Source organism: Arthrobacter sp. B0316-1-20 (genome assembly GCF_059091865.1).
Genome location: NZ_JBNHHC010000085.1, coordinates 1 through 10055 on the forward strand (window position 1 = coordinate 1; position 10055 = coordinate 10055).

The window sequence follows — 10055 nt, forward strand, 5'->3', positions numbered from 1 at the left end:
ACGAAGGAGCCGCCGGCAACAGCCCGAGCGAAGCGAGGACCGCTCCCCCACAGCCCGGACCTCCACGCCCGCCCCGAGCACAGATACACGGATTCACAGAAACACAGAAGGGTTTGGTTCGCCGCCAGGCCGGGCAGTTAGGCGAGGTCGCCGGGTTCGGTGATTCGGGTGAAATCAACGGGGTCCGAGGCCTGGCCCGGGAGGCGTGCTGGTTCGCGGGTGTTCTTCGGCCGGGATTCTACAGACCCTTTGGTCGCTGCAGTCCACAGCGGCGGCATGGCGCGGGCAGCATGGTGGGCAGCTGGATGGCCCTACGTTCCCGTGCTTGGAAGGATGCCTGCGATTAAGGCTCGGCAGGCATCCTTCTCTAAGCATGGGAAGGACTGTTTATTGGGTTGCGAAATCTGCATGATCCCAAAGCTCGACTTCAGCGCCCTTCAGGTTCACGGAAACACAGATTTACAGAAACACGGAAATCTTGTATTCCGTGAGTTCCTACTCGGGAAGGGTGTCGATGTAATCGCGGAGTAGCTGGTTCATGGAAACGCCTTCGTTCATTGCCCGGATCTTCAATTTCCGGTGCTGCGTGACCGTGAGGTCCAGTGTCAGCCGCTTGGGGTATTCCTCTGCGGGTTTCTTGAAGGATGCAGCCACGGAAGAGTCTCCCGCGGCCGACTGAATCGGCTTGGCCGGTTTCATCCTGTCGGACAGCGATTTCTTCTCAGCCATTGTGGGCCTCCAGGAGATCAGCAGCGACGCTCTCGTAGCCGTGAAATGTCATGGGAACGGTGCCGTAGGAAGTTTTGATCTCTTCACGCAGGGGGATGTGGGTGTCGACTACAGCCACTCCGGCCCCTTCGAACGTTTCGATTGCAGCCGCGAGACTGCGGGTGTTTGGCCTGGCTTTGATAAGGAGCACAGCTGCCGGTTTCCCTTTTTGGGTTGCGGCGTCAATCGAAGGCCATACCCGTTGAATATCGAGTGCGGAGGCGTCGGTTGGGATGAGCACCATATCAGCGGCGTCAATGGCTGCGTCGATAATTCGGGCGTCACCCGGGGGAGTGTCGATAAGAACGAAGTCGTACCCCTTGGCCGCGCGGCTCATGGTCCTTTGGTTGACTACTTTGACGTCAAAGGGGAGCGTGCCTCCATCCTCCTCAACCAGTGCGGTCCAGTCTGATGCCGAACCTTGGGGGTCGGCGTCCAGTAGGACAGTAGTGCCTTGTTGAGCGTAGACCGAGGCGAGATAGAGGGAACTTGTGGTTTTTCCCACCCCGCCCTTCAGGTTTGTCAGCGCAAGAATCATGCCGCCACGCTAACACAGAAACACAGAAATACAGAGAGACAGAAAAGCGTGTTTACAGAATTACGGAAGCCGCGGCCATTGCCAGCCCTGCTCGGAGCTTCAGCATCTAACGGGTCCGAACCGGCGCTGCGGTCTTGTCTTGCTTCTACGATGCCTGTGCGTAGAGCAGTCCGGCCATGGTCTGGTCATTATCCGGGGGTCCCTCATATTGCCAGAAGGGATAGTCATCGCTGGAGCCGGCCAGGACGGGCTCCTGGGTGAGCGGGCGCTTGGCCAGCCATTGGTGCCAGAGGGCACGTTCGGTGCGGTAGCGGTTCAGCTGTAAGGCCACTTCTTCCAGTACTCCGAAGCGGTCGGCCAGGGCCCGGAGGCTGGTGGTGGTGATGCGCCAGCGGCCGTCGGTGCGGCTAATGAGGTTCCAGGCTGCGAGAATTTCCAGGGCCTGGCTGACGGCTCTGGGGGAGAGGCCGCTGGTTCGGGCGATTTCGGTGCTGGTGAGCTGTTTGTCGGCCTGTTCGAGGGTTTCGTAGACGAAGGCTGCTGTGATGCCCAGTTCACGGAAGACGGGGCGCAGGGCGTGGATTTTACCGGGTCGCCATGCTTTAGCTTCTGCCCGGTCCCGGTACTGGGCCGGGATGGTCAGCTCATACAGATCCGCCCTCACCCCGCGGCCTTCACCGGCCAGCCGGATCATCCCGGATCCGTCAGCAGCGAGGTCCCGCAGCTGGCGGGCCACGGTGGTCTCGTGGGTGCCGGTGGCCAAAGCCAGGGACCGGACTCCGAACTCGATGAACCGGCTGCCGGCCTTGTTGGCGGCTTCGCCCATGGCCCGCAGCAGCATCCGGGTGCCCAGCCCGGCCCGCGAGCCGAGCAGGGATTCTTCAAAGATCATTAACGCGTTCTGCCAGGAGCGCAGGTACTGGTATTCGTTCGGCGAGCCGGGCGAATGAAGCAGGGTTACCACAGGGGGGTGTGTAGGTGGCGGGCTTGTGTAGCTTTTGTGCCCATTGTCATTCCCCGCGGTTGGGGTGGACGGTTTTTGGCGCAGGTTCTGGATGTAGGTGAGGGCTTTGGTCCAGTCCCGGCGCAGGGCCTTGGCCTTATGTACCGGGGCGTAGCGGGCGTAGAAGGCGACCATCCCGGTCCAGATGTTCTGGTGCATCCGCTGCTGCACGTCGGTCAGGGACCAGCCGGCTGCCGCGGCCGAGGCCAGCACGCTCTGGCGTGCCTCCGAGGGGGAGCGGTAGCGGGCGGTGTCGTAGATGCCGCTGCGGGCGATCTGTTCCTTGGCCGCCGGAAGCGTACGCTTCCCGCCAACCTGGGGGATGAAGTCTTCGCCGGGTTCAAGCCACTCAGATGCGCCTGCGGCCGGTTCCGTGGGGCGCTGCCGCACCGCGGCCAGTTCGTCCTTCAGGTCTTCGCGCAGCCTCGACCAGCCGGTCCAGTTGTTCCGCTGCCGCCGGGCGATGTCATAGGCGGTGGTCAGGCTCATGGTCAGCCGCTGGTAGCCGCCCTTCTTCCAGACACTGCCCGGCACCCGGATGGCCCCGGTGCCGGCGTTCTCATGCGGGCCCGCATCCAGGCTGGGGTAGCGGCGGGCCAAAGCCTGCACGAACTCCTTGGCATCGGTAAAGACCACCCCGAAATTCAGCGGGATGTACAGGTGGCGTCCGCCGCCGGGGGACTGGTCCTCGATCCAGCGCACCTCATGGGCGGTGAACCAGGCTCGCAGCCGGCGGTAATCGGTCTCGACCTGGTCCTGGCCGCCGCGGCCGGCATCCAGATCAAGACACAGAGTGCGCACCAATCCGTCCCTGCCGCAGGTGCGCACTGCGGCAGGCAGGGTGGGAAGCTGATCGGTCAGGTCGCGTTCGCCGCTGTCCCGGTAGCTCTTGCCGCCATCCCGGGACTGCCGCACCCGCGGCTGCGAGGCAATCAACCGCGCCAGAGCGCGCCATTCCGTCTCGGCTGCCTCACGGTCAGCAAAAACGGAATCGCTGAACGCAGCGCCCGACACGCCGCCGACAGGCAGCGCATCCCTTCCCGAAAAAGGGTGTGCATGTATGATGGGACCAACTCCATATGGAACAGGGCATGCAAAAGCCCGATCTGTATGTCGCTCAGTACCGAGGAATCTTGCCGGAAACGTTCGGTAGTGAGTAAGAAACTTTGAGAAGGCCCGTTCGCAAGGACGGGCCTTTTTCTATGCGGTGCGCTTGATAAGCAAGGCCTCCTGTGATGCTGACGGGGGAGCAAGGTCCGGCTTGCCTACTGCGTGTGCGAGCAGTGCTGCAATGTACTCACCGTAGGGGATTCCTGCAGCCTGGGCGCGGCGACGAATCTCATTTCCAACGTCGCGCGCAGGGCGCGTGATCAAGACATCCCTGTCGCCCTTACTTGGCCGCCCGGGACCAGCTTTGTACCGTTCCATGTGTTCATGATTGCTTACGAAATGATTTCTGAATCGGATATTCGAGGGTGTGTCGCCCTTCTGCCAGCGTGAGTCCGGCTGAGAGGACATCGTGAACGAATCCCGCAATCCCTGGTCCGGGTTCCCTGCGAGGCGAGCCTTAGGAATAAGGTTTAAGCGAGAGGCTGATGACAGCGTGTCGTGGCGGGCAGAAAGACTTTCCGACCAGGGTTGGATTGTCTGTGGGGCACTTCCTGGCATGTCGCCCTCCTCGTGGCAAGCATCGTTAATCGATGGTTGGTATATGTGTGCAGCGCTGTCCGGTCTTTCCGGGGGCAGTTTGCCGCCGGTAAGTAGTCTACTCACACATGCGTGAATCATGTGTGCAATTTTTAGTGTAGTGGAGATGTGATGCGAAAAAGTTGGGACGGTGCTGACTGTTCAGACCTCCCGCCTCGAACACCGCAGACGGCTGTCGCCCAGCTTCAACTGCCGATCCAAGTATCTTTTGACCGTGCTGGTGGTCCTTGTCCTGGCCTGAATAAAGGCCGGACTCGGGGTTTTCGGCGCGGCTGTCCTTGCCGTCGGCATCATCGTCATCCCCGGATTCACCTACAAGAAGTTTCCCCTGATCGCCGGGAAGCTGGGTTTGCCGGCGAATTGGCGGACAAAGGTGGTTACAATACTGACTGTTGTCGGGGCGTTTGCCTGTGCTTTGCTGAACGTCCCGGCCCCCGTTCCGGCAACAGTTGTAGGACTCGTTGCTGGCAATGCGGGATTGGCATTGGCGCGGCGCTGGATGAATGCCTCGGCGCACGTGTCCGTCATAACCTTCGCTGTTCTTTGGGGGACCGCGGTATTCGGTCCAGCATTTGTTTGGCTGTTGGTACTATCACCGATAATGCTGGTGAGTCGGACCGCCCTTAGGGAACACACCTGGGGCGAAGCCTTGGCCGGCGCCCTTATCGGAATAGTCACCTTCGGCTGTTTCGTCGGAGCTAACAATTGGAGCTGGATCACGTGAGCGATTTCGATCTGTCGCCGCAGCGGGCAGCGGGGCTCCGCCGGGCCGAAACGCTCGCACGGAAGATCAATCTCCTCCTGGACGTGATTATGTCCGACACCGGTAAGCCCTTTGACTATCCGGCCATCCGCGATGGAGCCCAGAAGGCCGGCTACTATCTGTCGCGGACCAGATGGTCATTGCTGAAATCCGGGAAAGAGCAAGTGGTTCCGGATGAAGCACTGCGGGCAATAGCCTCCGTATTCGACGTCGATCCTGAGTACCTCCTCCAGGAGGAGGGAAAGCTGCCAGAACGTGTTGAGGCGGAGCTGGAGCTGATCCGCAGCATGAGGCGTGCTGAGGTGCGAAACTTTGCCGCCCGGGCCCTCGGTCCGGTGGATCCTGAAGCGCTAAGGGCGATTACCAAAATTCTGGACGAGGACACCTAGCCGCCTCTCGGCAACCTCAGTTCAAGTCCGGCAGGTTTCGTAACACTGCTATCACCCGACCCACACTCACACATGCGTCACACATGAGTGATAGGCTCAGAGCCGATGGGCGGGCAGAGCCTGACTCATGGGCTCTTTGAAAACTCAAAGCCAAATTGGGCACTGCCCGACGGATCGTATCTTGGGGAACGATCCGCCGGGCAGTGCTGCACTGTTGGCCGAAATCGGGGAGGCACAGCCCGCCCGTTCCCGGGTCATTGTGGGGCTACTTGGATGTCCTGCGCTTGGTGTCCGACAACCTGCCATTGTCCGCTGTGCTTCTCGAGATAGATGGTGATCTGCCGTCGGCCGGTGTCATGGATGACGGCATCGTCGCGGGCGGTCCAGGTCCAGTCGACGTCGTAGGCGCGGATAGCCTTGTCTTCGGCGATGTTGCGGCTGATGTCTCCGAGAGCGGGCGCGATGGTGGGGGAGCTGTAGCCGCGGTGTTCGGCTGCGGTGAGCCACCCAGGGCCGGCGGCGTTACGTTCGGGTTCGACCTGGTTGGCTGCCCATTCTTCTGACATGAGCGGCGTGGCCCGGATAGCGGCGGCGGTTTCGGTCCGGTCGGTGACGGTGTCCCAGGAGTGGAGCATCAGTGCGGTGATTTCGGCGGTGGAGTCGGCATCGGTGCGGTCGGCATCTGCCGGGGAGACGAAGGTGCCCTCGCCAGGCAGGGGGCTGGCTGCGGCTGAGGGAGCAGCGTCGTTGGGCGGGTCCTGTGGGGCCTGGCTGCTGGAGCCGCATGCGGCCAGCGACAGTGCGCTCAGGGTGAGGGCAGCGGTCAGGCAGAGCTGGCGGTATGTCATTGCGGCCAGGCTCCTTTCTCTTTGAGGATGGGTTCGGGGTTGAGGTTGTAGCCCTGGTAGGGGAACACGACGTCGGGGGCGTCTGGTTTGTAGATCTCGAAGTGCAGGTGGACGGCCATTCCGAACCGGCCGCGGTTGCCTTCGGTGCCGATGATGTCGCCGCGTTTGAGTTCTTGGCCTTCTGCCACGTCCCAGGCGTGAAGGTGGCAGAAGGCGAAGCCGAAGTCGGGGTCGTCGCCGTTTTCCTTGGCAATGACGCACCCGTCGGTTTCGTTGAAGCCGGTGATGCGCAGGTTGGTTGGGGCGACTACGACTCCGCCGCGGCCGCCCGGCCCGCCGGGGGTGGCGATATCGACGCCTACGTGTTCGTTGGCCCAGCTGGGGACACCTGCCAGAGCGCGGCCGCCGTAGCCGGAGGTGAATGTGCCTCCGGGCAGCGGCGTGGTCCATTCGCCGTCGCCGAGGTCCCCGTTCCAGGCTTGGGTTCCGGTTGGGGCCTTGCAGTCGGCGGAGAAGGTGCCCTGGGCGCGGTCCAGGATTCTCTGGACGTACTGCTGGGTCTCCGGGTACGGCGGGAGTCCGTTGTGTTTCTGTACGGCTCCGGGGCCGGCGTTGTAGGCGGCCAGGGTTAGACGTACGAGTTCGTCGGCGTCGTCTCCTGCGATGGGCTGGACCTGGTCTTTCAGTGCGGCCATGTAGCGGCCGAGAGCGGCGATGGCGTCGGCGGGTTCAAAGGGGTCACCGCCGTTACCGTAGGTGGCCCAGGTGCCCGGCATGAACTGGGCGAGCCCCTGGGCTCCCACGGGGCTGCGGGCGTCCGGGTTCCATCCGGACTCCTGCTGAAGCTGCGCGGCCACCAGGCTGGCCGGCAGTCCGGCTTCCTGGGCTGCGGCATCAACCAGTACGCCCCAGCCGTTGGGCACGGCAACGGCGCCCTTCCCGTCATCGTTGCCGGCCGCAGTGACGGTGCAGCTGGAGGACTGCGCCGAGGTGTCCTCTTCCGCGGCGAGGACGGTGACGAACAGGATCAGGCCGACGATGAACGTCAGCACAAGCCCAAGAAGCAGCAGGGCTGCGATGCCGACGGTCCGGGGGCGGGGGACCGCCATTAGAAGCCCTGGGAGACCAAAGCTGCAGCGTGCAGCCAGGCCCGGCGGGTCGCCGGGCGCAGTTGGCGGTGGTGGATGCGTCCCTGTACCAGGTGGGGATCGAAGGGGACGATGGCCACGTCGCGGACGAACGGGCTGAACTCCTCGGCGATCCGGTGGGCCTTGGTGCTGTGTGAGGGGAGCAGCTCGGAGATAATCACCACAGCATTGCGGGCCAGCTCGGCGGCCCCGTCTCCTCTGGCGTGCAGGGCCTTGAGGGCGTTGACCCCGCCCTGGGCCTTGTCGGATTCGGTGGTGGTGGCGATGACGATCTGGTCGGTGTGGGTGATCATGTGCGCCCAGTTCTCGCCCCGGGTCGAGTTCCCGCTGTCCATGATGACGAGCCGGTAGTACTTCTCGGCCACCCGGTGCAACGCGTCGACCTCGGCCCCGGTGATCTCGTGGGTGTTGCCCGGGGTCTCATCGGAACGCAGAACATCGTAGGCGTCCTCGGCCTGGTGGTGGACGAAGGCGGCCAGGTCCGCTGCCTTCGCCCCGGCGGTGAGGAAGCGGTCCGCGTGGCGGATCAGGTCCAGGGCGGTGGCGTCGTGGCCGGCACCGTCAGTGCGCCAGCCCAACGACCCCATGGCCTCGTTGTTGTCCCAGGCCAGCACGCCGCTGCCGCCGTGCAGGGCGAACTGGGCGGCCAGCAGGGCGACCGTCGGCGTCTTGTTCGCCCCACCCTTCTGGTTGACCACAGCGATGGTGCGCGAGCCGATCCAGTGCCGTGAGACGGCAGCAACGTCTTCCCGCTCGGATACTTCCTTCGGCCCGGGTGCAAGGTGCAGGCCCAGCCGGTTGAGTTGGCCGCGCCAGCCCTGTATCGCGGGGGCCTCGGCGGGGGAGCTCTCGGCAGCGATGAAGCTGGGCGCCGAGTCGATGTCCCGGACCTTCTTGACGACGGGATCTGACACCACAGGAGCAGGCGGTGCCGGTTCCGTCATCGTGATGACCGGGTCGGCAGCGGCGGATTCCTCGGCAACTGACGGTGAGGCATCCAGGACCGCCGACGGCGCGGTGACGGCCTGAAGGAGCGGAACCTCGGGGCGGTTCCCGGATGCGGCGGCAAGCAGCTCCGGTGCAGGTGGCTCCGGAGCGGGGGCGGGAACGATCTGTTCGAGCGTGACAGGGCCGCTGCCCCGGCGGCGGCCGCCGGCGGCTTGGGCGGCGGCCGCATCTACAGAGATGTTCCCGTCCGGATCCACGATCAGATAGGTCTCCGGCTCGTGCTCCGAGGAGGGATCAACCGCAGTGACCTTCACCGGGCGGCGCAGGGTGCGCGCGGTCTCGGCCAGATGGGCGATGGCATCGCCCATCGAGTCGAGCGGCGTCATCACGCCGTCGATGGAGACCTGAACGGTGTCGTTCTCAGTGATCATCGCCGTGCAGCGTGGACGATCGAGTGCCTGGGCCATGGAGGGTCCTTCCGTATCAGTCCGTGTCCTCCGCCCCGGTGTCCCTGCCCGGGGGGACGTTGTAGTGAGCGCGCAGATGGGCCTTCACATCGTCCCGGAGGATGAGCCAGTGCGAGCCGAGCCGAATGGCCGGCACGCGTCCGTCCCGCAGCCACCGATAAGTCACTGTCGTGCTGGCCAGACCGAGTACCTCCGTGAGCTGTTGCACGGAGAGCCGCTCGGGCAGCCCCTCGAAGAGCCGATCGAGCGAGTCAGACATGAAGATCACTCCCGCGATCACAAGACCCAAAGTACACCAGAGTGGTAAATAGTTGAATATAGTTGCACAAAGTAGGTTCCGATCTCCTATGATTGAGCTGGTAGCAAAAGTAGAAATCAGTCTACGAAGTTGCATTCACGGGCATAAAGTCCTCAAGGAGCGCAAATGAGCAACCGATGGACGGGATTGGTCGCACCCGTGCAGCCCGGACCGGTATCGGTCGCGGAAAAACCCCCGTCAGAAGACAATCCGGTCCTACGGGGAGCCCAGGTTCCTCAGCAGGGCATCACGGCCCCTGCGGATGACAAGCGGCTTGGATGGTTCCCCACCTCGGCCTCGGGTCCGTTTTGGCTGGGAGTTCATGGCGGGGCCGGGGAAACCACCCTGACGGAATTGCTCGGTGGCTTCGAGTGTCACCATCGCTGGCCGTCCCCGGAACCGGGAACCCCGGCCCCGGTGGTGTTCCTGGTCGCCCGTGAAACGTTTCGCGGGCTCGAAGCGGCCAGACTCGCCGCCCGGGACTGGGCCGCCGGCGGACACGCGAAGGTGGTTCTCGCAGGACTCGTGGTCGTGGCTGCCGCTCCCGGCAGAACTCCACGGGAACTGCGGGGGCGGACCCGCGTATTAGCGGGGGGAGTTCCACGCACCTGGACGGTGCCGTGGGTCGAAGATTTGCGGCTCCAGGGCTCGGTTGACGACGACCGGCTGGCCAAGGAGGCAAAAGAAGTCCTCATCTCCATTGATGAGGCGGCCACAGAAATCACTGAAGGGAAGAACTGATGGACGCCGTTCTGATGGCTCTTGATTTCACATCTATTTCCGCAACGCTGCCGGACAGCGAGCCGCTGGCGCCCCCCGGTCTCGGTGATGCCTGGAACCGCATCGTCGGGGTGGGCAAGTGGATTGCCTTGGGCGTTTGCGTCCTGGGGCTGCTGCTCATCGGCGGAAAAATGGCCTTCGACGCACGCCGGGGCGAAACCACCGAGGAAATCTCCTCGCTGATCAAGGTCATGCTCGCGGTCACTCTTGTTTCCGGCGGCGTGACACTGATCGGATTCATCACCGGATCGGGCGGCGGCACCGCCTGAGACACACCGCCAGGGCCATTTACGCGCGAAGGAGATTCATATGAGTGACCAGAACGAAATGGACCACAAGAAGTGGTGGACCACGCCCCGGTTTGTGCTCTCCGCGATTGTGGTGGCGCTGCTGACGGC

At 63.5% G+C, this 10055-nt stretch carries 10 protein-coding genes; 3 read left to right on the forward strand and 7 right to left on the reverse strand.

Annotated elements, in window-relative coordinates:
- Positions 1–495 precede the first annotated feature (495 nt).
- The 3 genes from AC5RW2_RS38555 to AC5RW2_RS38565 all read right to left on the reverse strand — a co-directional run bounded on the left by AC5RW2_RS38555 (position 496) and on the right by AC5RW2_RS38565 (position 3323).
- On the reverse strand, positions 496–729 hold the full coding sequence (locus AC5RW2_RS38555; RefSeq protein ID WP_494032840.1) for a toxin-antitoxin system HicB family antitoxin: 234 nt from the start codon (positions 727–729) through the stop codon (positions 496–498).
- The gene (locus AC5RW2_RS38560) at positions 722–1306 is read right to left on the reverse strand and encodes an AAA family ATPase (protein WP_494032841.1); all 585 of its coding nucleotides are present in this window, start codon (positions 1304–1306) and stop codon (positions 722–724) included. The genes AC5RW2_RS38555 and AC5RW2_RS38560 overlap by 8 nt, the downstream gene beginning before the upstream one ends.
- A 145-nt stretch (positions 1307–1451) precedes the next feature.
- Positions 1452–3323: a MarR family transcriptional regulator gene (locus tag AC5RW2_RS38565; RefSeq protein WP_494032842.1), complete on the reverse strand. Its 1872-nt coding sequence runs from the start codon at positions 3321–3323 to the stop codon at positions 1452–1454.
- Between the two features lie 1413 nt (positions 3324–4736).
- Here AC5RW2_RS38565 and AC5RW2_RS38570 point away from each other — a divergent pair.
- Positions 4737–5168 (forward strand): hypothetical protein, encoded by a 432-nt coding sequence (locus AC5RW2_RS38570; protein ID WP_494032843.1) that lies wholly within the window; start codon positions 4737–4739, stop codon positions 5166–5168.
- A 254-nt stretch (positions 5169–5422) separates the two neighbouring features.
- Here AC5RW2_RS38570 and AC5RW2_RS38575 read toward each other — a convergent pair whose 3' ends face one another.
- From AC5RW2_RS38575 to AC5RW2_RS38590, 4 genes are read right to left on the reverse strand one after another with little or no spacing between them, the layout of a single operon-like run.
- Positions 5423–6016, reverse strand: coding sequence for a hypothetical protein (locus AC5RW2_RS38575; RefSeq protein ID WP_494032844.1), 594 nt, complete (start codon positions 6014–6016; stop codon positions 5423–5425).
- Positions 6013–7125, reverse strand: coding sequence for a transglycosylase SLT domain-containing protein (locus tag AC5RW2_RS38580; RefSeq protein ID WP_494032845.1), 1113 nt, complete (start codon positions 7123–7125; stop codon positions 6013–6015). The genes AC5RW2_RS38575 and AC5RW2_RS38580 overlap by 4 nt, the downstream gene beginning before the upstream one ends.
- Positions 7125–8579, reverse strand: a complete 1455-nt coding sequence (locus AC5RW2_RS38585) for a MinD/ParA family ATP-binding protein (protein ID WP_494032846.1) — start codon at positions 8577–8579, stop codon at positions 7125–7127. The genes AC5RW2_RS38580 and AC5RW2_RS38585 overlap by 1 nt, the downstream gene beginning before the upstream one ends.
- A 16-nt stretch (positions 8580–8595) precedes the next feature.
- Entirely contained in the window at positions 8596–8838 is a 243-nt protein-coding gene (locus tag AC5RW2_RS38590; protein WP_494032847.1) for a helix-turn-helix domain-containing protein, read from the reverse strand.
- 165 nt (positions 8839–9003) lie between these two features.
- Between AC5RW2_RS38590 and AC5RW2_RS38595 the strand changes: the two genes are divergently transcribed.
- Both AC5RW2_RS38595 and AC5RW2_RS38600 read left to right on the forward strand, forming a co-directional pair.
- Positions 9004–9618 carry a DUF6668 family protein gene (locus AC5RW2_RS38595; RefSeq protein WP_494032848.1) on the forward strand — a complete coding sequence of 205 codons (615 nt, stop codon included), beginning with the start codon at positions 9004–9006 and terminating at the stop codon, positions 9616–9618.
- Entirely contained in the window at positions 9618–9926 is a 309-nt protein-coding gene (locus tag AC5RW2_RS38600; protein ID WP_494032849.1) for a hypothetical protein, read from the forward strand. The genes AC5RW2_RS38595 and AC5RW2_RS38600 overlap by 1 nt, the downstream gene beginning before the upstream one ends.
- The last annotated feature ends 129 nt before the right edge of the window (positions 9927–10055 follow it).

Coding starts and splice junctions, on each gene's coding strand:
- AC5RW2_RS38560 (WP_494032841.1), bottom strand. CDS start 1,306: ATGATTCTTGCGCTGACAAACCTGAAGGGCGGGGTGGGAAAAACCACA.
- AC5RW2_RS38585 (WP_494032846.1), bottom strand. CDS start 8,579: ATGGCCCAGGCACTCGATCGTCCACGCTGCACGGCGATGATCACTGAG.
- AC5RW2_RS38575 (WP_494032844.1), bottom strand. CDS start 6,016: ATGACATACCGCCAGCTCTGCCTGACCGCTGCCCTCACCCTGAGCGCA.
- AC5RW2_RS38600 (WP_494032849.1), top strand. CDS start 9,618: ATGGACGCCGTTCTGATGGCTCTTGATTTCACATCTATTTCCGCAACG.
- AC5RW2_RS38595 (WP_494032848.1), top strand. CDS start 9,004: ATGAGCAACCGATGGACGGGATTGGTCGCACCCGTGCAGCCCGGACCG.
- AC5RW2_RS38555 (WP_494032840.1), bottom strand. CDS start 729: ATGGCTGAGAAGAAATCGCTGTCCGACAGGATGAAACCGGCCAAGCCG.
- AC5RW2_RS38580 (WP_494032845.1), bottom strand. CDS start 7,125: ATGGCGGTCCCCCGCCCCCGGACCGTCGGCATCGCAGCCCTGCTGCTT.
- AC5RW2_RS38590 (WP_494032847.1), bottom strand. CDS start 8,838: ATGTCTGACTCGCTCGATCGGCTCTTCGAGGGGCTGCCCGAGCGGCTC.